The sequence below is a fragment of the Alphaproteobacteria bacterium genome (assembly GCA_024244705.1).
In the GTDB taxonomy this organism is placed as follows: Bacteria; Pseudomonadota; Alphaproteobacteria; order JAAEOK01; family JAAEOK01; genus JAAEOK01.
The window spans coordinates 39,526-58,652 of sequence record JAAEOK010000033.1; the positions used below are offsets into that span (position 1 = coordinate 39,526).

The window sequence follows — 19,127 nt, forward strand, 5'->3', positions numbered from 1 at the left end:
AGGACCTGGCATTCCAATTGGTGCAGTCAAATGATTTCAGCACCGCTCATTGGCCTGCGGCGCCCGCGGTGGTCGTCCGCAATGGTTATGGGCGAAATTCTCAGGGCGCCAAACGAGTGCCCGGTCGCGAGAAAATCTGGCCGAAACCCTCGATCGAATCCCCGATCCCGGCGCGCCGGAGGCAGCTCCAGAACTGCGCCTGGTTACTGGTGATGACGGGCTTGCCGGTGAGTTGTTCGATCTCCTCGGCGACTTCCAGAGAGCGGATACCGCCGCAGCTCAAGAATATGGCGTCGGCGTCGGGGCGATCGATTTCGAGTGCGAACGCCTTCCAGTAGTCCGGCGTAACGCAGCCGAATTCGATGCCGGTCGTGAGGTTGAGGCCCTGCATATCGAGTACCTCGAAGCCCTTGCCGACCAGAAATTCCGCCTCGGCGGTGTTGATCTCATCGAGGTAGGGCGTCCCGACGACCAGTTTTTGCACGCCCAATTCCCGCAGCGCATCGACCACCCCCGTAACCAGGCACATCGGCCTCGCCCACGGCGCGCCCTTTTCGATTTCCGCCATCACTCGTTCTTCGCCGATCACGATGGAACCGCTGGTACAGCTGTAGCTGACAACGTCCGGCTTGGTGTCCGGCTGAATGCGCGACGCCGCGTCGGCCATGGTGTCGATATGGCGGGCGAGCGTTTCATTGGTCGTGTAATCCTCCGACTTGAGCCGCGTGATGTGCACCGCGACGCCCTCGGGCGCCATGGCGAAGAAATCCGACTCGGCCGCCAGGTCGGTCGACATCAGGATGAAGCCGAGCCTTGCCCGCCAGTGTTTGCCGGCATCGAGTTGCGGCTGCCGTGCCTTCGATTGGATCGTCTCTCCTGATTTGAACATCGATCGCCCCTCAGAGGATTACGTCGTCGAGTGCCTTCGCGTGATCCGTGATCTGCTCATACCCATCCTCGGTGATGATGAAGCTGTCACCGACTTGCGCGCGGAAACTCTTGGTCTCGCTGACCGAGCCGTCGACCGCCAACACCATGCCGGGGCGAAGAACTGTTTTGTCTCCGAGAACGAGTTCGGGCTTTTCCAAATAGCTGTATCCGGTGGCACGCCCACAGCGGAATGGGTAATCGAAACCCGCTTCCTCGATGACGGCGGCATAGGCCCGATGCACCTCTTCGGCGGTGACGCCGGGGCGAAGGACGCTCAGCGCCGCCGCCTGGCTGTCGACCGCCACCCGATAGATTTCGGCCTGTTTGCTGTCCTGCACTTCGCCGATCCAGAACGTGCGGTCGAAACCCAGCTTGAAGCGGTGAAAATTCGTCATCCCGCAAAAGCACAGGAAGACCGGATCGCCGCGCTTCATGATGCGCGTCGAGGCTCGGTGATGGGGCTTCGTGATTTCGTCGCCCGACGCCATGATCTGCAGGAAATGCGTGTTCGGCGACATGCACCGATCGGAATAGTGGGTCGCCAGCAACTCGGCCGCCTTGCGCGTGCCCGCGGACGACGTCGCCAGAGCCACCTCGTATTCCGGCACGCCGGGTCCGATCGCCGCGCGTCCCGCCTCCATCATCGCCATGGCGACCGCGCCGGCGTGGCGCGCGATCTGCAATTCTTCGTCCGACTTGATCATGCGCATTTCGGAAATGACCGGGGCGACGTCTCCCAGCTTGCCATCCTCGACGAGTGTGTTGAGGTAGCTGCGCACGATCGGCGGCATCCGGTCGGGCTCGATCCCGACCCGCACATTGCCGCTCAGTATGGACGGCAATTCCTCGCGCCATTCGTTGCCAAGTCCGTCGTTCCAGGCCGCGATTCGGTCGACCCGCGCCGCCGCCTCGGCCATGTCCAATTCCATGCTCGGCGTGATCAGGAGGGCCTCGCCATCCTTGGGCACGACCAGAATCGTCGGCCGCCCAAAGTCCATGTGCAGGTAATCGTAATAACCGGTGAAGTAGTAAACGCTGTCGTCGTCGGTTATCAGCGCGAGGTCGAAACCGGTTTCGGCCAACTTGGCGCGCAAGCTCCCCATCCGCTGCGTAAACATTAGGCGCCCGGACCCGCGAGTTGTTGCTCGACAAGCCTGACCCAGAACGACGAACCCACGGTCAGCGCGTCGTCGCAAAAATCGTAATCGTCGGAATGAAGCGGCCGCGCGTGGGCGCCTCGCGTTCCGTTCCCCAACAGGACGAAGCACCCCGGACGCGCGGCGGCCATATGCGCGAAGTCCTCGGAAAAGAGCTTTGCATCGCAATCCCCGTCGACGCGCTCGGCGCCAACCAGTTTGGCCGCGCATTCGGCGGCGGCGCGAGCCGCCCGCGGCGCGTTGATCGTCGATGGAAAAACGGTGTCGTAGGTGACCATCGCGGAGACCCCGTGAGCCCGGCAGATGCCGTCGACGATTCGACGCATGTGGGCCTCGATGTCGGCATTGATCTCCGGCCGCAGCGCGCGGGCATCTCCGCGCAATGTGGCCTTACCGGGAAGCACGTTCCGTTTACCGTCGGTGATGAATTCCGTGACCGATACGACGCCGTTCACGCTGGGGTTGAGTTTTCGCGAAACGATCGTCTGCAGCGCCCCGACAATTTCGGTTCCGACGGTGATGGCGTCGACACCCATATGGGGCAGCGCCGCGTGACCTCCGCGCGCCGTGACCTCGATTTCGAAGAGACTTTCGCTGGCCGTAATCGGGCCGGCGCGGGTCGCGATTGTTCCGAGCTCCATGCCGGGGATATTGTGGATTCCATAAACCTCATCGACGGGAAAGCGCTCGAAGAGACCGTTCTCGATCATCGCCGGGGCGCCCATACCGTGCTCTTCGTTGGGCTGGAAGATGAACACGACCCGGCCGTTGAAGGCGCCGCTCGCGGCAAGATGTTTGGCCGCGCCCAGCAGCATCGTGGTGTGGCCGTCGTGGCCGCAGGCATGCATCACGCTGTCGGTCCCCGATCGATGCGCCGGCTCTTTCGCCTCGTGAATCGGCAGCGCGTCCATATCGGCACGAAGCCCGACACTCCGCGTATCGTTCCCGCGTTGCAGGATTCCCACCACACCGGTGCGACCGATACCGCGGTAGACGTCGAGCCCGAATTCTTCCAGCAGGTCGGCAACCCGCGCCGACGTGCGATGTTCCTCGAAACCCAGTTCCGGGTGGCGGTGAAAATCGCGGCGCCACTCGACCATGACATCTTTCAGCGATTGTGTGGGTAGATCGGTCACGCTTAACGGTCTCTCGATTGACAAAACAAAGGGCGGCCAGCGACCCCTTATCAGATCGGCGAGGTGAGCGCTATTGTCGTCGCGCCGGCACGCCGCGCGTTCAATTCTGCCGCGGCGAGTTCGGTCCGCGCACCGCTGCCGAGCCCGCCATGGGACTCGGCCGGACACTCAGGCCGGTGGCGGATAGATGCCGACGAGCTTGGTCTTGAGGTAGGGGTCGAGAGCCTCGGTTCCGCCTTCGACCCCGTAGCCGCTGTCCTTCCAGCCGCCGAGCGGCGATTCCGGGAAATGCGGCGGGACGTCATTGACGCCGACGAGACCGGACTGGAAACCGTCGATGAAGCGCCGATGCTCTTCCGCGCGCGCGGTGAAAAGGTAGGACGCCAACCCGTATTCGAGCCCGTTGGCCGCTTCGAGCGCCGCCTCCGGGTCGCTGAACGGCGCGATCGGGGCCACCGGGCCAAAGGGCTCGACCGTCATCATGTCGCTGTCGGCGGGAACCCCGGTGAGAACCGTTGGCTCGAAGAAATAGCCGCGGTTGCCGGCCCGGCTGCCGCCGGTCACCACGTTCGCGCCCTTGTCGACCGCCTCGTCGACCATACGCTCGATCGCCGCCAGGCGCCGGTCATTGGCCAGCGGGCCCATCTCCGTCGCCGGGTCCTTGCCGGCGCCGATCTTGAGGCCGCTGGCGGCGGCGGCGAAGCGGTCGACGAATTCCTCGTAGACCTTGTCGTGGACCATGAAGCGCGTCGGCGAGACACAGACCTGGCCGGAATTGAAGAACTTGCGCTGGGCCAACAACCGGGCGGCCGCGTCGACATCGACATCGTCGAAGACGACCACCGCCGAATGCCCGCCGAGTTCCATGGTGACCGGTTTCATATGCTCGCCGGCGCGCGCCGCGAGCAGCTTGCCGACCGGAATCGAGCCGGTGAAAGTGACCTTGCGGATGGCCGGCGCCGCGATCAGCGGTCGCGATATCTCATCCGGAACGCCGAAGACGACGTTGACCGCGTCGCCGGGCAATCCGGCATCGAGCAAGGCCTTGACCAGCTCGATGGCCGAACCGGGCGTTTCCTCGGCCGGCTTGAGGACACAGGAACAGCCGGCGCCGAGCAGGGCGCCGAGCTTCTTGGCGACCAGCACCATGGGGAAGTTCCACGGCGTCAAGGCGGCGACGACACCGATCGGGACCTTGTCGACGATCATGCGGGAAACGCCATCGCGGCCGCGGGAGGTCCGCCCCGACACCCGCCGGCCCTCCTCGCCGCCCCACTCGATGAAATCGGCGGCGCGGTCGATTTCGGCCGCCGCCTGAGCTAGCGGCTTGCCCTGCTCCCGGGTCATCACCAGGGCCATATCGTCGCGCCGCGCGCGGATGATCTGCGCCGCCTTGTGCAGGATGGCGCCGCGATCCCAGGCCGAAACCCGCGACCATTCGCGCAAGCCCTTCTCGGCGGACGCGATGGCGCGCTGCAAATCGGCCTCGCCGGCGTGGCACAGGGCACCGATCGGTTCCTCGGTCGCCGGATCGAGAACCGGCCCGGTCACGCCGTCGCTGCCCGCGACCCAGTCACCGGCAATGAAGAGTGGGAAAATGTGATCGCTCATGGCGGGCTCCCCAAAGTTCGATGAATTTCAGTGGCGGCGCGGCGCCCCCACAGGTTATCGAAGTCGCGGCGGGCACGCCGCAATATGGTCACGACGGTCGCATCCGATTACGCCAGCGATGCATAGACCGCGCGCTTTTCGGCGATACCCTTGAAGGCGAATTCGCCCAATGGCTCGAATTCGCCGCCATGGAGCGCGGCGAACTGGGCCGAGACGAGAACGGTGCGATCGAGCTCCCGGGTCAGGCCTTCGATACGGCTCGCCAGGTTGACCGCCGGTCCGATAACGGTGAAATCGAGACGCGACTCGCCGCCGACGTTGCCATAGAGAACATCGCCGACATGCAGCGCGATGCCAAATCCGATCAGTGGTCTCGCCTCTGCTTTACGGACCACGTTTCGGTCCGCCAAGGCGGCCGCCGCCGACCGCGCCGCGGCAAGCGCGCGATGGGCCGCCTCGCTGTCGTCTCCATCGGGCTGGAAGATCGCCATCACCGCGTCGCCGATGAACTTCAGCACCTCGCCGCCTTCGGTTTCGATGGCAGCGGTAACGATGTCGAAATAGTCGTTGAGCAGGTCGATAAGCCGCGGCCCCGGGACGATCTCGGACAGGGCGGTAAAGCCCTTCAAATCCGAGAACCAAATCGCGGCGCGGATATTCTCTTGCATACCGCGCTTGATCGCGCCGTCGAGAACGCGCCGGCCGGCGACGCGCCCGACATAAGTGTCGAGGAGGATCCCGGTCACCCGCCGCATATAGATGGCCTCCTCCAATGCTGCGACGTAGGGCCCGATCGCCTCCAGCAGGGCTATTTCGACGTCGTCGAATCCGCCGGGCCGGTCGGTGGCATAGGAGACCGCCTTGGTCGAGCCGTCGGAGAACGGCAGCGGTATGGCCACATAGTCGGTCAGACCGGCGGCGCGGAGGTCGGGCAGAATGGTGAACTCGCCGTCGCGGGGCGGTGTCTCCAACCGGCAGCGAACGGTGCGGGCCTCGGTGTAAACGATGAACAGCGGCGAATTTTCAAACACCGCGACCGTATCCGGCGTGCGGCGATAGGTCCGGCCCTGAGTGCCCTTGCCGCGCTCCCACAATCCCGAGACGAAGTCGAGCTGAGGATGGAGGGTCGGAACTCCGGTGCTGACGCGCTCGATCGGCAGCCCGGCCGCGACCAGGCGCTCGCCGAACGCGTTGAGGTAGTCGGCATCGTTCGCGATCAATCGCGCTTCGCCAATGAGCCAGGCGCACACGGCCTCGGTCTGCGGATGGCGATCGCCCATCGCGCCGCCTAGTCCACGTTCTTGCCGGCGACCGGCCAGTCGGCGAGGTGCTGGTTGCCCCAGGTCGAGTCTTCCTTGCGGATGGCGAAAGTGGTCACCAGATCGGGCACGCAGAGCATCAACAGGCCGCGATTGATCAGCGACCGCGGCGCCAGTGTGACAACCCAGGTATCCTCATGGGCGCTGTCCTGTCCGGGCTTGGGCGCGCCGAGATAATTCGATGGGATCGGCATCACCTGCGCCCAATAGGTGCGGTGGCCGTGAAGGTGCATGCCGGTGGCGTATTTCTTGTACTTGAGCTCGAACTCTCCATCTTGCTCGACGCGAACCGGTTCGTAGCGGTTGGTATCGAACCCGCTCAGCATTGGCTGGCGCTCGGGGTCCTCGTATTTCGAAATCACATCGATCAGCCTGCGATCGACATTCACGTCGTCCTGAAAATAGGAGATCCATTTGACGTCGGGATCGGCAAGCCAGTATTCGATGCCGACGTTGAGCGCGGCGGCGACGCCACGATTGGTCGGCAAGCACAAATAGCGCGCACCGCAACCCTCGACGATGGTCCGGTTCTCCGCCGCCGCGTCCGGCGACGAGCCGTCGTCGACGACCAACGTCGGCAGACCGAGCGCGACAACCGTCGGCAGCGACCGGCCGAGCGCCTTGGGACGATTGAACGTGGTGACCAAGGCGGCGCGTTCCCGCCCTTCGCCGGCGATGGCAGGCGCGACTTTCGTGGCATCGAACAGCGGCGACGCATCGGCGGCGCCGGTCTCGTTGAAACTGTAGGCGGCGAGCGCGGTGTCGAAAAAACGGCTTTCGATTCGCGGCGTGTCGCGGTCTTTGCGTCCGAGAACGATATATTTCGGCGCTTCTAGGGAGGCGTGGTAGTGGGTGGCCAGACGGTGCAGCAGGGCCGGCGACAGATCGTAGATTCGCCGCTTGCGCAAGACCGCCCATTTGGCATCGAGGGCCAGCAGGTCGGCATCGTCGGCGAACGGTTCGAGGGGTATTGCCCGGGGAAAACTGACGCGGTAGGGCCGGTTGGTCAGCACCGGCGACCATAGGCCGCCGCGCAGCATGACAAAATTCCACGGGCGCGAGAAATAGAGCATTCGATTCCCATTGGCGGCGGGGCGTTGGCGGGGCCGACCGTATCCGGCGATTGTCCGTGCCGTTGCCGACCGCATCCGATAGCAATTACCACCCGCTGTCGGCAAGCCTCTGTCGCGGTTCGACACTTTCTCAGGCTTGCGGCGGAGCGGCAACCCCTGGCTCGCGCCTGCCGATCAGGGCCAGATACAAGCCAATAAAGACGAAGGCGAAGCCGGCGGCGTGATAGGGTTCGATGCTCTCGCCCAAGAAAATTACCGCGGCGACGGTGCTGAAAACCGGCACCAAGTTGTAGGTGAAGCCGGACCGGTTGACGCCGACCACGCGCACCCCCTTCATCCAGCAGAAATATCCCAACAACCCCGGCGCCAGCACGACGAACGCCACGATCATTAGGTTCCCGACGGTCAAGGCGAAGGGACCGGTGCGCGACAGTTCCCATAGATATGCCGGCACGAGCATCGCCGTTCCGACCGCGATCGTCGAGCCCATGAGCGTCAGATAGTCGAGTTCCTTGGGCAACGTGCGGAGCATGACCGAATAAAAAGCAAACAGCCCCAGGGCGCCGAGCACGATGACGTCACCGCCGTGGAAACGGAAACTTGCCAATACGCCAAGGTCGCCGCGGCAAATGACAACCGCGACGCCGAGCAGCGACAACACCAGCCCCGTGCCTTGCCGCCGGGAAAGGTGCTCCATTCGCGCCAAGAAGGTTGCGGCGACGATAATGACCGGCACGCCCGAGTTGATCAGCGCCGCATTGATCGCCGTCGTGTCGTTGAGCCCGATGTAATAGAAGGTGACGAAACCGACCATGAACAGGCCGGCGACGGTGAGGCGGCCGATGTTTTCGACGATCAGCGGCCATTGCTTCCGAACCGGTCGCCAGGCGAATGGCAACAAGAGGATCAGCACCAGGAACCAGCGCCAGAAGGCGAGCGCGATCGGCGGAATGTCACCGGCCGCCGCGCGGCCGACCACGGCATGGAGACCGTAGGTCGCCATGGTCAGGGTCAACAGCCCATAGGCCACGACCACCGCGCGCCGGGAGGGCGGCGTCTCGGCCGCCGGCCCATTCGCCGGCCGCGCCGGGTCCGGGGATCGGTCTCCTCGCATGCGTTGGATCGCTTCGTTTGTGGCGCGATGGGATCGACTAATTCGCGCGCCCGTCGATGCGGGATTCGATGGCGTCCCAGATCAGCGCCTCGATACAGATGCCGTCGAGCCGGTTGATTTCCTGGATCCCGGTCGGCGAGGTGACGTTGATCTCGGTCAGATAGTCGCCGATGACGTCGATACCGACGAAGATCAATCCCTGCTCCTTGAGCGTCGGCCCGATGGCGGCGCAAATATCTCGCTCGCGTCGGTTCAATGTCGCCTTCATCGCCGCGCCGCCGGCATGGAAATTGGCGCGCGCCTCGCCGGCCGGCGGTATGCGTGAGACGCCGCCGACCGGATCGCCATCGACCAGAATGATCCGTTTGTCACCGTCGCGAATCTCCGGCAGGTAGCGCTGAACGATGATCGGCTCGCGGTAGAGCGAGGTGAACATTTCCAGCAACGCGTTCAGGTTCTCGTCGTCGGGGCCGATGTGGAACACCCCGGCGCCGCCGTTGCCGTAGAGCGGTTTGACGATGATATCCCGATATTCGCGACGGAAGGCGTGGACGTCATCGGCCGAGCAGGTGATCAGGGTCGGCGGCAGGAGGCCGGGGAAATGGGTGACGAAAAGCTTTTCCGGAGCGTTGCGCACATTGACCGGATCGTTGACCACCAACGTCCGCGGGTGGATGTGTTCGAGCATGTGGGTGGCGGTGATATAGGCCATGTCGAAGGGCGGATCCTGGCGCATCAGGACGACGTCGACGGTGGCGAGATCGAGTTCGACCGTATCGCCGAGGGTGGCGTGGTCGCCGCGTTGGCGACGCACCGTCAAGGATCGCGCGCGGGTCTCCACGCGGCCGTCGCGCAAGCGCATGTCCTGGGGCAGGTAATGGAACAGGGCGTGGCCCCGACCCTGGGCCTCGAGGGCCAGCACGAATGTGCTGTCCCCGTCGATGTCGATGCCCTCGATCGGGTCCATCTGTATGGCGACGGCCAGGCTCATGATCGGCGTACTCCGTTGCGCCCGCGTTTCGGGCCATCATCTATCCCGCCGTGCGCTATTGGTGCAAGGTGGCGATCTCTTGCAGCAACCGCGCGGCGCTGTGGCTGAGTTGCTCATCGTGGCTGCGCGCGAGACAGGTTTCGAGCGCGGCAACGGCCATGTCGACATTGCCGAGCTTCGCTTCGAGGAGGCCGTAATCCTGCCACAACTGCGCTTCTTCCGGCGCGATCCAGAGCAGCCGCTCGGCCACCCGGCAAGCACGATCGGTGGCGCCGTTTTGGATGTGGCGCAGCTTGATGTTGTTCTGCAGGCGAATGAGGATCTCGCGATTGCCGACCGGATCGTAATAGCTCGGATGCAGTTCGACCTCGCGGCCGGCCATCGATTTTAGCAGCTCGCGAAGGTCCGCCGCCGCCAGCTCCCGTCCGCGATCGAAGGGGTCGACGATGGCGCGCGCGCCATCGCCGTCGAGGCGCAGGATGAAGTGACCGGGAAACGACAGGCCGGTCACCTGCCAGCCTTGGGCCCTGGTGACGTGGATATAAAGGATCCCCAGGCTGACCGGCAGGCCACGGCGACGGTCGATGACCCGCATCAAGTTCGCATTCTGCAGATCGTCATAGGTCAATCGGTCCCCGTCATAGCCTTCGCGCATGTAGAGGACGTGGTTGACCGCGGTGACCCGCGCGTCCAGCTCGTCGTTCTCGATGGTTTCCGCGACCGTCCGCGCCAAGGCGGCGAGGTGCTGGTGATAGCGTTCGAGCGAGACCCGGGGGCGATCGAGCGCCGCGAACATCAACGCCGCGTCGGCGAGGTCGATGCGGTCGTCCGGAGTCGCGGCCAGTCCCTTGAGATAGGCCTCCGCACCGTTGGGATCGGTGGTGGTCATGCGAATGATCCCGATTGCCTTTGCCAGGCATCGCGAAGATGGATCGGCAAGCGGCCCGGCAGGACGATCATGACATCGAAACGCATCATCAGCGCGGCGAGATTGGGGCGGGCGGCAACGAACGCCTCGGCGGCGCGTTCGATGCGGCGGCGCTGGCGGGCCGACACTGCCTCCGCGGCGGCCGACGCGGTGTCGCGGGCCTTGACCTCGATGAACGCCAGGATGCCGCGGCGGCGGGCAATGATATCGATCTCGCCGCGCGGCGTCTTGAGCCGTCGTGCGATGACGCGGTACCCGCGCAGCCGCAGGGCCCAGAGGCATTTCGCCTCGGCCCGGCGCCCGCGCAACTCGCGCTGGCGACGGTCCTGGGTTCGCTCTCCGACGCTCATTCGACGCCCTGCAGTTTGCCGGCGCTGGGCGCCAGGGCAAGAGCGCGGGAATAGACCTGACGGCGCGGCAGTCCGGTTATTGCGGCGACCTCGGCGACGGCGTCGCGCAGCGACATGAGGCCGAGCGCGCGGCGCAGCTCGCTGTCGAGATCGATCGCTTCATCATCGGCCGCACCGGGCGGCGCGACGACGATCGTGATTTCGCCCTTGGGTGGGCCCTCGGCGGTGTAGGCGACAGACAACGCCGCCAGCGTGCCGCTCTTGTATTCCTCGTGCAGCTTGGTCAACTCGCGGGCCACCACCGCCTGCCGGTCGCCGAGAACCTCGGCCATGTCGGCGAGCGTCGCGGCGAGCCTGGGTCCGGTCTCGAACGCAACCAGGGTCGCTTGCAGACGCGGCCAATCGCCGAGCGCGCGCCGCCGGGCGGCGCTCTTGGTCGGGAGGAAGCCGATGAAGCAGAACCGGTCGGACGGCAGGCCGCAGGCGGCGATCGCCGCCATCACGGCCGAGGCCCCGGGAATCGCCACCACCGGCAGGCCTCGCTCGCGGCACTCCCGCACCAGCTTGTATCCGGGGTCCGAGACCAGGGGCGTCCCGGCGTCGCAGACCAGGGCCACAATTTCGCCCGCATCGAGACGCCCGATCAGCTCGGGACGAACCTGTTCGGCGTTGTGATCGTGATAGGGATGGAGCCGGATTTTGATTTCGTATGCGGCCAGCAGCTTGCCGGTGACGCGTGTGTCCTCGCAATAAATGGCGTCGGCGTGGCGCAAAACTTCGAGCGCGCGCAAGGTGATATCGCCGAGGTTTCCGATCGGCGTCGAAACCAAATAAAGGCCGGGCGCCGGGGGCTTCGAGCCCGGTTTACTTCCGCCAGCGCTCTGTTTAGGGTCGCCCTCCGCCTCGACCTTCCTGCGGGAGTCAGCCATTGATGCGCATTCCGCTTGGTTTTGCCCAGATCCTCATCCGCTTGGCGGCGGCACCGGTGTTGTTCGCAATCCTCGTCGCGTTGTCGGCGTGCCAGAGTACGAACCCTGGTGGCGCGGCGCAAGCGACCCCGCCGCCGACCGCCAATGTGCCGATCGATGTCGGGCCGATCCGCCCGCAACCGCCGAGAGTGCCGCGCGTGGCCCTGCTGCTGCCGCTTTCCGGTCCTCACGCGGCCATCGGATCTTCGATGTTGCAGGCCGCGGAGATGGCGTTCTTCGATGTCGCCGATCAGGAATTCGTGCTGCTGCCGCGCGATACCGGGGGCACGCTCGAAGGCGCCGCGCGCGCCGCCGCCGAGGTGCTCGACCAGGGCGCGGCCTTGATCCTCGGCCCCTTGTTCTCGACCTCGGTCGCCGCGGTCGCCCCGATCGCGCGCGAGCGCGGCGTCAATGTCGTATCGTTCTCGACCAACCCCGCCGTCGCCGGCGACGGCGTCTTCGTCATGGGCTTTCTGTCCGGCGACCAGGTCGATCGCGTGGTCGCTCATAGTTTGACCACCGGCCTGTTCCGGTTTGCCGCCCTGGTGCCGAATTCTCCTTATGGCCAGCAGGTCGCCGCCGAATATCAACAGGCGGTGTTGAGCCGGGGCGGACAATTGACCCGGCTGGAATTCTACGACCCCAGCCTGCCTGACAATTCGGAGGTCGTGCGGAGGTTCCGCGGCGCCGGGGGTGACGCGCCGCTGCCCTTCGATGCCGTCCTGCTGCCGGTCGGCGGTCAGGCGCTGATTACCATCGCGCCGATGTTCCCCTATTTCGATATCGACCCGGGCGAGGTCCGTTTCCTCGGCACCGGCCAATGGGACACGCCCGGATTAGGGCGCGAGCCGGCCCTGGTCGGCGGCTGGTACGCGGCCGCCGATCCGGAGGCCCGTGCCCAGTTCGTGGGCCGCTATCAAACCGTCTTCGGTACCACACCGCCGCGGCTGGCAACGCTGGCCTATGACGCCACCGCCCTGGCCGCCGTGCTCGCCAAGCGTCCGGGCGGACCCGAATTCACCATCGAGGTCCTGACCGACGAGGACGGGTTCACCGGCCTCGACGGGCTGTTCCGATTCAATCCCAGCGGACGGGTGGAACGCAGCCTCGCGGTGCTCGAGATCGGACCCGATTGGGCCGCCGTGATCAACCCGGCGCCGACCGCCTTCCTCGAGCAGCGACTGCCGTTGACCGAATAGGACTATACAAGGAGCCGCGGCAGCACCGCGTCGAGCCGTTGTCGGCCCGCCGCCGTCGCCCGCAGGCCGAGCGAATCCAGCATCAGGAACCCGCCTTCGAGCAACGCTTCGAGCGCCGCCGCGGGAAAGCCGTCCTCGATTTCCAAGCCGGTTTCGGCGCTGAAGTCGGTACGCCGGATGCCGTCGCGGAGACGCAGGCCCATCATCGTCATCTCGGCGCGGCGGGTCGCCGGATCGACGGCGTCGGACCGCTGGGACGCATGGCCCGCCGCCTCGACTTCCGCCAGCCATCTTTCCGGCGCCGGGTGCTGCCGGGTCGCGCGCTTTCCGTCTTCACCGCTCAGCCGGCCATGGGCGCCGGGACCGACGCCGACGTAATCGCCATAACGCCAGTAGGTCAGGTTGTGCCGGCTCTCGCCGCCGGGGGCGGCGTGATTGGAAATCTCATAGGCCGGACGGCCGGCCGATTCGAGAGCGGCCTGGGTCGCCTCATAGAGCGCTGCCGCATGGTCGCCGTCGGGCACGGCCAGCGCGCCACGCCGATGGGCCTGAAAAAAGGGCGTGCCCGGTTCGATGGTGAGTTGGTAGAGCGACAGGTGCTCGCCGGCATGGCCGATCGCCCGGTCGAGCTCCCGTCGCCATGCCGCCACGCTCTGCCCGGGCCGGGCGTAGATAAGGTCGAAGGAATGGCGATCGAACAGGTTGGCGGCCAAATCGACCGCCGCTAGGGCCTCGGCGACGCTATGACCGCGGCCGAGGAAGCGGAGCGCATCGTCGTCGAGCGCCTGAACGCCGAGGGAAACCCGGTTGATTCCGGCATCGCGGAAGTCCCCCAGCCGCTCCCGTTCGACCGATGTCGGGTTGGTTTCGAGGGTGATCTCGATATCGTCGGCCAGATCCCAGTGCTCGCCGGCTCGGACGATCAGCGCGGCGACCGTGGCCGGCTCCATCAGCGACGGCGTCCCGCCGCCGAAAAAAATGCTGGTCAACCGGCGGCCGCCGGTTGGACCGGCGAAGTAATCGAGCTCGGCAAGCAGCGCGTGACGCCAGCGGGCGTGTTCGACGCCGTCGCGGACATGGCTGTTGAAGTCGCAGTAGGGGCATTTGGAGAGGCAGAACGGCCAATGGACGTAAAGGCCGAACCCCCGAGGGTCGGAATCGCCGGCCGGCATCGCTTAGAAACACGCCGCGACGAGACGCCGGAAGGCGTCGGCGCGATGGCTGGTGCGATGCTTCTGTTGGGGGTCCATTTCGCCGAATGTGATGTCGTAGCCGGTGGCGACGAACATCGGGTCATAGCCGAAGCCGTAATCGCCGCGCGGCGGCCATACCAGCGTACCGTCGACCCGCCCTTCGAAAATCGCTTCCTCGCCGTCGGGCCAAACCAGGGCCAGGGCGCAGACGAAATAGGCGGAGCGGTCGGCGCCGGCCGGCAGGGCGTCCTCGAGCCGGCGCATGGCGGCGGCGAAATCGCGTTCGGGCCCGGCCCAGCGCGCGGAGTGGATGCCCGGTGCGCCGCCGAGCGCCGGCACCGCGAGCCCGGAATCGTCGGCCAACGCGATATGGCCCGCGGCCGCCGCCGCGTGGGCCTTGATCAGCGCGTTCTCGGTGAACGTCGTACCGGTTTCCTCGGGCTCGTCGAGATCGAGCTCTGCCGCCGAGCGCACGCGTCCCGCCACCCTGCCGGCGAGCAGGTCGCCGATTTCGCGCACCTTGCCGGGGTTGTGGCTGGCCACCACCAGGTCGCCGCCGCGATAGCGACGTTGGGTCGTCATCGCGGCCCACACACTCCGGCGCCCCTTGCAGGATGCGGCATCAGGCTCCCAACGCCTGGCGCTGGAGCTCGACCAGCTCGCCGATACCCTTCTTCGCCAAGGCCAGCAATTCGGCGAACTTGGCTTCGGAAAACGGCGCCTCTTCCGCGGTCCCCTGGATCTCGACGATTCCGCCGCCGCCGGTGAGCACGAAATTCGCGTCCGCCTCGGCGCCGCTGTCCTCGGCATAATCCAGATCGAGGACCGCCACGCCGCCGACGATGCCGCAGGACACGGCGGCGACTTGGTCGATGAACGGCAGGCGGTCGATTTCGCCTTTGGCGATCAGTTGCTCGAAGGCCCGGTGAAGCGCGACATGGGCCCCAGTGATCGCGGCGGTCCGGGTTCCGCCGTCGGCCTGGATGACGTCGCAGTCGATTCGAATCTGGCGCTCGCCGAAGCCTTCCAGATCGGTCACCGCACGCAGCGCGCGGCCGATCAAGCGCTGAATTTCCTGGGTCCGGCCGCTTTGCTTACCGCGGGCGGCCTCGCGCTCGGTGCGCGATCCCGTCGACCGCGGCAGCATGCCGTATTCGGCGGTGATCCATCCCCGCCCCGAATCGCGCAGCCAGAATGGGACCCGCTCCTCGATCGAAGCGGTGCACAGTACATGGGTGTCGCCAAATCGGGCCATGCACGACCCTTCGGCGTACTTGCTGAAGCCGGGTTCGAGACGGATCGCCCGTAACTCATCGACAGCGCGTCCGGAAGGTCTTGTCATGGCGTTACTTTCTTGGCGTTTGGTATCGTGGATCAGAGCGCAATGCGCACTAAATTGCCGATGTCCGTATGGTATCGGAGCCGGGTTGCCCGCGGCCGCCACACGGATTCCGCGTTCCGGTCTCGGCGGTGCTGACGAAGATGTCGACCCGGTGCGGCGGCGCCGTCCCGGATCCGATCCCACACGAGGTATAGCCAAGACGGATGCGGCTGGCATTGGCTTTCCTGAGATCGGCGACCAGCGCGTCACGGACCGCGATCGTCCGCTCCAAGGCCAGCAGGTCCATCCGGCGCGCCGAATCGTCGGCGGTACCGGCAAACCCGGCCAGTGTCACGGTCACCGCTTCCTCGTGGCTGAGCGCATCGGCAAGGCGCTGTAGCTTGGCCCGTTCCGATGACACCAAGGCGGCCGAGCGCGAACCGAAAAAGACGGTCATGTCGTCCTGCTGGACGACCGCCGGCTTTCCGGCACAGGCCGCCAGCGCGATGCAGAGGCTCGCAGACACAAACGCTGCCCGCGGCGCAATTCGAGACATTGTTTCCGACCCTTCCCGACCCACACGGGACCGTTGCATGTAAAACTAGGCGCTTCGGGCGATCCGGTCCAGTCAACCACCACGCATTGACCATTCACCACACCGTAACTACATTTCAGGCCCGATTTCGGGTAATGGCGGAATCTATGACAATTGCTCCCGCCGCCTCCCTGGCCGAGCTCAACGAACGGTCGCGGGATATATTGCGGCATATCGTCGATGCGTACGTCGAAACCGGCGAGCCGATCGGCTCGCGTACGATTTCGCGGCGCATGGGCATGGATTTGTCGCCGGCCACGATTCGCAACGTCATGGCCGATCTGGAAGAACTCGGCTTGCTCTATGCGCCCCACACATCGGCCGGGCGGCTACCGACGGACAACGGTTTGCGCCTGTTCGTGCACGGACTGCTCGAGGTCGGCCGGCTTAGCGACGAGGAGCGCGGCAGCATCGACGGCCAGTGCGCGGCCGCCGGCCGCAGCATCGCCCAATCGCTGGAAGAGGCGACGACGGTCCTGGCCGACCTTTCCCATTGCGCGGGGCTGGTCCTCGCGCCGAAAACCGATTCGCAATTGCGCCACATCGAATTCGTCAGCCTCGGCCCGGGCCGGGCGTTGGTGGTGTTGGTCACCGAGTCGGGGCTGGTCGAGAACCGGGTCATCGATGTGCCGGTCGGACTGCCCGCGTCGAGCCTCATCGAGGCCACCAATTATCTCACCGCGCGGTTGGTTGGGCGCACGATCGAAGAAGCCTACCGGGAGGTCATCGGCGAACTGGAACGCGATCGCCGGCTGCTCGACGAATTGACCTCGCGGGTGGTGGCGGCGGGACTCGCGACCTACGCCGGGGACGGCGGGTCCGGCATGCTGATCGTGCGCGGCCAAGCCCAGCTCTTGGACGACGTCACGGCGGCCGAGGATCTGGAGCGCATTCGCGCGCTGTTCGAGGCGCTGGAACGCAAGGAGGCCTTGGTCACATTGTTGTCGGAGACCGAGCGAGCCGAGGGGGTGCAGATATTCATCGGCGGCGAGAACGACCTGTTCAAGCATACCGGATGCTCGATGGTTATCGCGCCCTATACCGATAGTCGCCAGCAGATCGTCGGCGCCATCGGCGTCATCGGCCCGACGCGTATCAATTATGCCCGGATCATCCCCATGGTCGACTACACGGCCAAGGTGGTGGGCCGGCTCTTGGGATAACGGAGTAGCCATGTCCAACAAGTGGGCGAAAAGCGAAGACGAAGGAAAGCCGGCCGAGGCCACGGAACCGTCGCCGGCCGACGTGCCCTCCACGGCGGCGGGCGCGGGCGATGCGTTCGAGGATTCGCCGCCCACCGCCGACACGGCCGATCCGGTCATGGCCATGGCGGCTGCCATCGCCGACCTCAAGGATCAGCTCCTGCGCGCCCTCGCCGAAACCGAGAACATTCGCCGGCGCAGCCAGAAAGAGAAAGAGGACATCGGCCGGTTCGCCGTTTCCAATCTGGCGCGCGATATGCTGAACGTCGCCGACAACCTGCACCGCGTCATCGAGGCCATCCCTGAAGAAGCGGTGAAGGGGGACCACGCGCTCAACACCCTGTACGAGGGCGTCGAGCTGGTCGAGCGCGATCTCCAGCAGGTCTTCGAACGCCACGGCATCGTGCAGATCGCGCCGCTCGGCGAGAAGTTCGACCATAATTTGCACCAGGCGATGTTCGAGGTCGATGATCCGGACGCCGAACCGGGAACCGTGGTACAATTGATGGCGCCTGGATATCTCATTCACGGTCGTCTGTTGCGCCCGGCCATGGTCGGGGTCGCCAAGGGCGGCCAGAAAAAGGATGCCAGCGGTGCCGACGCGCAGGACGTGGGGACGGACAGGGTCGAAGATGGTAACGGCCAACCGTCCGGGGACGACGGAGCGCCGCCCCACCGATAACGACACGACGGCGGCCGGCGACGAAGGGGAATTATGATGCGGCTTGCGGTTCCGATCTCAGTGGCGGTTCTCTTCCTTTCCGTGCCGGCGGCGGCCCAGGATATTGCCGATGGCCAAATACTGTTCAACCAGCGTTGCTCGTTCTGCCACTCGCTGACCCGCCAATCGCAAAAGACGATGTATGTTCCCTTAAAGAATCCATCCGACATGCTGAACGATCCCGTCGACCCCGGCTCGAAGCCGCCGGCGGTGGGTCAGAAAACGACGATTTCGGCGTTGCGCCAGGGGCCCGATTTGAGCGGGCTGCTCAACCGCGCCCCCGGTGGCATGCCGAATTACGCCTATGGTCAGGATTACAGTGCCTACGGCGATGAATGGAACGAGCAGAGCCTGGATGCGTGGATCATCAAGCACGACGACGGTCGTACCGACGCCGACGCCCGCGTCCACATCATCGCCTATCTGAGCACCCTGCGGTCGCAGTAGCGAGGCGAAAGCCCGACGTCATCCGGAGCGGGCGGCGGGCATCGTCACCCGCCGCAGGGTGAGGTTGAAGCGACCACCTTCGTCGAGCAACCGGCTGGTCCCCGGGAGGATGCGATCGACGCCGTGGAAATAGTGCCGCGCAGCGCCGTCGAGAACGACCACCGCACCGCTCGCCAACTTGAACGAACGCGAAGCGCTCTTGCGTGTCGGCCCGCCGATGCGGAACTGTGCGCTGTCGCCGAGGGAGATCGAAATCACCGGCGCAGATGTCGCCGCTTCGTCCTGGTCGCGGTGGAGCCCCATCCGCGCCTCCGGCCCATAATAATTGACCAAACACGCCTCGGGCGGAAGCGAACAACCGGACAGCGCCCGCCAAATCGCCATGACACTGGCGGGGATCCGCGGCCACGGAAGGCCGCTCGCCGGATGGCGGTCGACATAACGATAGCCTGCGGCCTGGTCGGTGTACCAGCCAAGGGGGCCGCAATTGGTCATCCGCACCGACATCGGTTGGCCGGAACGGGGCACCCGGGGTATGTAGAGCGGCGCCGCCCGGACAACGGCGCGAATATCGTCCACCATCGCCCGCTGCGCCGTCCGGTCGAGATAGGTCGGATAGACCCGCAGCCCCGACGGGTCGTTGATGCGACCGTCGGCGCCTTCCGGGTTGGCTTCCACAGCGCGCGCCAAATCGTCGGGAAATTGCGCCGGCACGGGTATCCTCGGGTGGCGAGTCATTGGGTGTCGCGGAAAATGGTCCAGAGTGGGGGCCGACGCAAGCCCGATCGGCGGTCACGAGGTGCGGAAAAATCTCGGAAAAGCACGTGACAGAAGCGGCCGTGATGCCTTGCACCCGGTGATTCCCACCCCAT

20 protein-coding genes are annotated in these 19,127 nt (G+C 65.5%); 4 read left to right on the forward strand and 16 right to left on the reverse strand.

Features of this window, described 5'->3' with window-relative positions:
• Positions 1–100: 100 nt before the first annotated feature.
• From GY791_03525 to rsmI, 11 genes are all read right to left on the reverse strand, one after another.
• Complete coding sequence (locus GY791_03525) at positions 101–889, reverse strand: arylmalonate decarboxylase (protein ID MCP4327489.1); 789 nt, start codon at positions 887–889, stop codon at positions 101–103.
• A gap of 10 nt (positions 890–899) precedes the next feature.
• On the reverse strand, positions 900–2,048 hold the full coding sequence (locus tag GY791_03530; protein MCP4327490.1) for an aminopeptidase P family protein: 1,149 nt from the start codon (positions 2,046–2,048) through the stop codon (positions 900–902).
• A complete protein-coding gene (locus GY791_03535) occupies positions 2,048–3,187 on the reverse strand; it encodes an amidohydrolase (protein ID MCP4327491.1) in 1,140 nt (379 codons plus the stop codon). Before GY791_03535 ends, GY791_03530 begins: the two co-directional genes overlap by 1 nt.
• A 204-nt stretch (positions 3,188–3,391) precedes the next feature.
• Positions 3,392–4,834: an NAD-dependent succinate-semialdehyde dehydrogenase gene (locus GY791_03540; GenBank protein MCP4327492.1), complete on the reverse strand. Its 1,443-nt coding sequence runs from the start codon at positions 4,832–4,834 to the stop codon at positions 3,392–3,394.
• A 107-nt stretch (positions 4,835–4,941) separates the two neighbouring features.
• Positions 4,942–6,114 carry an adenylate/guanylate cyclase domain-containing protein gene (locus GY791_03545; GenBank protein ID MCP4327493.1) on the reverse strand — a complete coding sequence of 391 codons (1,173 nt, stop codon included), beginning with the start codon at positions 6,112–6,114 and terminating at the stop codon, positions 4,942–4,944.
• Positions 6,115–6,122: 8 nt separating this feature from the next.
• Complete coding sequence (locus tag GY791_03550; GenBank protein ID MCP4327494.1) at positions 6,123–7,193, reverse strand: glycosyltransferase family 2 protein; 1,071 nt, start codon at positions 7,191–7,193, stop codon at positions 6,123–6,125.
• Positions 7,194–7,356: 163 nt separating this feature from the next.
• Entirely contained in the window at positions 7,357–8,340 is a 984-nt protein-coding gene (locus GY791_03555) for a DMT family transporter (GenBank protein MCP4327495.1), read from the reverse strand.
• Between the two features lie 37 nt (positions 8,341–8,377).
• The gene (gene gshB / locus GY791_03560; GenBank protein MCP4327496.1) at positions 8,378–9,331 is read right to left on the reverse strand and encodes a glutathione synthase; all 954 of its coding nucleotides are present in this window, start codon (positions 9,329–9,331) and stop codon (positions 8,378–8,380) included.
• 55 nt (positions 9,332–9,386) lie between these two features.
• The gene (locus GY791_03565; GenBank protein ID MCP4327497.1) at positions 9,387–10,220 is read right to left on the reverse strand and encodes a tetratricopeptide repeat protein; all 834 of its coding nucleotides are present in this window, start codon (positions 10,218–10,220) and stop codon (positions 9,387–9,389) included.
• Positions 10,217–10,609 (reverse strand): YraN family protein, encoded by a 393-nt coding sequence (locus GY791_03570; GenBank protein ID MCP4327498.1) that lies wholly within the window; start codon positions 10,607–10,609, stop codon positions 10,217–10,219. Before GY791_03570 ends, GY791_03565 begins: the two co-directional genes overlap by 4 nt.
• The gene (gene rsmI, locus GY791_03575; protein ID MCP4327499.1) at positions 10,606–11,538 is read right to left on the reverse strand and encodes a 16S rRNA (cytidine(1402)-2'-O)-methyltransferase; all 933 of its coding nucleotides are present in this window, start codon (positions 11,536–11,538) and stop codon (positions 10,606–10,608) included. The genes GY791_03570 and rsmI overlap by 4 nt, the downstream gene beginning before the upstream one ends.
• Before the next feature lie 2 nt (positions 11,539–11,540).
• On the opposite strand from rsmI, the gene GY791_03580 reads away from it, so the two are divergent.
• Positions 11,541–12,776, forward strand: a complete 1,236-nt coding sequence (locus tag GY791_03580; GenBank protein MCP4327500.1) for a penicillin-binding protein activator — start codon at positions 11,541–11,543, stop codon at positions 12,774–12,776.
• Between the two features lie 2 nt (positions 12,777–12,778).
• Here the strand turns inward: GY791_03580 and GY791_03585 are convergent, their stop codons facing one another.
• Genes GY791_03585 through GY791_03600 form a run of 4 tightly spaced genes read right to left on the reverse strand, consistent with a single transcriptional unit; the run spans position 12,779 to position 15,816 of the window.
• A complete protein-coding gene (locus tag GY791_03585) occupies positions 12,779–13,948 on the reverse strand; it encodes a coproporphyrinogen III oxidase (protein MCP4327501.1) in 1,170 nt (389 codons plus the stop codon).
• 3 nt (positions 13,949–13,951) lie between these two features.
• Positions 13,952–14,551, reverse strand: a complete 600-nt coding sequence (gene rdgB / locus GY791_03590; protein ID MCP4327502.1) for an RdgB/HAM1 family non-canonical purine NTP pyrophosphatase — start codon at positions 14,549–14,551, stop codon at positions 13,952–13,954.
• Positions 14,552–14,591: 40 nt separating this feature from the next.
• Positions 14,592–15,311 (reverse strand): ribonuclease PH, encoded by a 720-nt coding sequence (rph, locus tag GY791_03595; protein MCP4327503.1) that lies wholly within the window; start codon positions 15,309–15,311, stop codon positions 14,592–14,594.
• Between the two features lie 49 nt (positions 15,312–15,360).
• Complete coding sequence (locus GY791_03600) at positions 15,361–15,816, reverse strand: OmpA family protein (protein MCP4327504.1); 456 nt, start codon at positions 15,814–15,816, stop codon at positions 15,361–15,363.
• A 176-nt stretch (positions 15,817–15,992) separates the two neighbouring features.
• Between GY791_03600 and hrcA the strand changes: the two genes are divergently transcribed.
• The 3 genes from hrcA to GY791_03615 are packed head-to-tail and all read left to right on the forward strand — an operon-like array spanning position 15,993 to position 18,255.
• Positions 15,993–17,048 carry a heat-inducible transcriptional repressor HrcA gene (hrcA, locus tag GY791_03605; protein MCP4327505.1) on the forward strand — a complete coding sequence of 352 codons (1,056 nt, stop codon included), beginning with the start codon at positions 15,993–15,995 and terminating at the stop codon, positions 17,046–17,048.
• A 10-nt stretch (positions 17,049–17,058) separates the two neighbouring features.
• On the forward strand, positions 17,059–17,769 hold the full coding sequence (gene grpE, locus GY791_03610) for a nucleotide exchange factor GrpE (protein ID MCP4327506.1): 711 nt from the start codon (positions 17,059–17,061) through the stop codon (positions 17,767–17,769).
• 33 nt (positions 17,770–17,802) lie between these two features.
• Positions 17,803–18,255 carry a c-type cytochrome gene (locus GY791_03615; GenBank protein MCP4327507.1) on the forward strand — a complete coding sequence of 151 codons (453 nt, stop codon included), beginning with the start codon at positions 17,803–17,805 and terminating at the stop codon, positions 18,253–18,255.
• An 18-nt stretch (positions 18,256–18,273) separates the two neighbouring features.
• Here the strand turns inward: GY791_03615 and GY791_03620 are convergent, their stop codons facing one another.
• Positions 18,274–18,993: an alpha-ketoglutarate-dependent dioxygenase AlkB gene (locus GY791_03620; protein MCP4327508.1), complete on the reverse strand. Its 720-nt coding sequence runs from the start codon at positions 18,991–18,993 to the stop codon at positions 18,274–18,276.
• Positions 18,994–19,127: the final 134 nt, after the last annotated feature.

Coding starts and splice junctions, on each gene's coding strand:
- GY791_03530 (MCP4327490.1), bottom strand. CDS start 2,048: ATGTTTACGCAGCGGATGGGGAGCTTGCGCGCCAAGTTGGCCGAAACC.
- GY791_03545 (MCP4327493.1), bottom strand. CDS start 6,114: ATGGGCGATCGCCATCCGCAGACCGAGGCCGTGTGCGCCTGGCTCATT.
- GY791_03535 (MCP4327491.1), bottom strand. CDS start 3,187: ATGGTCGAGTGGCGCCGCGATTTTCACCGCCACCCGGAACTGGGTTTC.
- GY791_03615 (MCP4327507.1), top strand. CDS start 17,803: ATGATGCGGCTTGCGGTTCCGATCTCAGTGGCGGTTCTCTTCCTTTCC.
- GY791_03565 (MCP4327497.1), bottom strand. CDS start 10,220: ATGACCACCACCGATCCCAACGGTGCGGAGGCCTATCTCAAGGGACTG.
- GY791_03525 (MCP4327489.1), bottom strand. CDS start 889: ATGTTCAAATCAGGAGAGACGATCCAATCGAAGGCACGGCAGCCGCAA.
- hrcA (MCP4327505.1), top strand. CDS start 15,993: ATGACAATTGCTCCCGCCGCCTCCCTGGCCGAGCTCAACGAACGGTCG.
- GY791_03555 (MCP4327495.1), bottom strand. CDS start 8,340: ATGCGAGGAGACCGATCCCCGGACCCGGCGCGGCCGGCGAATGGGCCG.
- GY791_03540 (MCP4327492.1), bottom strand. CDS start 4,834: ATGAGCGATCACATTTTCCCACTCTTCATTGCCGGTGACTGGGTCGCG.
- grpE (MCP4327506.1), top strand. CDS start 17,059: ATGTCCAACAAGTGGGCGAAAAGCGAAGACGAAGGAAAGCCGGCCGAG.
- rsmI (MCP4327499.1), bottom strand. CDS start 11,538: ATGGCTGACTCCCGCAGGAAGGTCGAGGCGGAGGGCGACCCTAAACAG.
- GY791_03585 (MCP4327501.1), bottom strand. CDS start 13,948: ATGCCGGCCGGCGATTCCGACCCTCGGGGGTTCGGCCTTTACGTCCAT.
- GY791_03550 (MCP4327494.1), bottom strand. CDS start 7,193: ATGCTGCGCGGCGGCCTATGGTCGCCGGTGCTGACCAACCGGCCCTAC.
- GY791_03580 (MCP4327500.1), top strand. CDS start 11,541: ATGCGCATTCCGCTTGGTTTTGCCCAGATCCTCATCCGCTTGGCGGCG.
- rph (MCP4327503.1), bottom strand. CDS start 15,311: ATGACAAGACCTTCCGGACGCGCTGTCGATGAGTTACGGGCGATCCGT.
- GY791_03570 (MCP4327498.1), bottom strand. CDS start 10,609: ATGAGCGTCGGAGAGCGAACCCAGGACCGTCGCCAGCGCGAGTTGCGC.
- gshB (MCP4327496.1), bottom strand. CDS start 9,331: ATGAGCCTGGCCGTCGCCATACAGATGGACCCGATCGAGGGCATCGAC.
- GY791_03620 (MCP4327508.1), bottom strand. CDS start 18,993: ATGACTCGCCACCCGAGGATACCCGTGCCGGCGCAATTTCCCGACGAT.
- rdgB (MCP4327502.1), bottom strand. CDS start 14,551: ATGACGACCCAACGTCGCTATCGCGGCGGCGACCTGGTGGTGGCCAGC.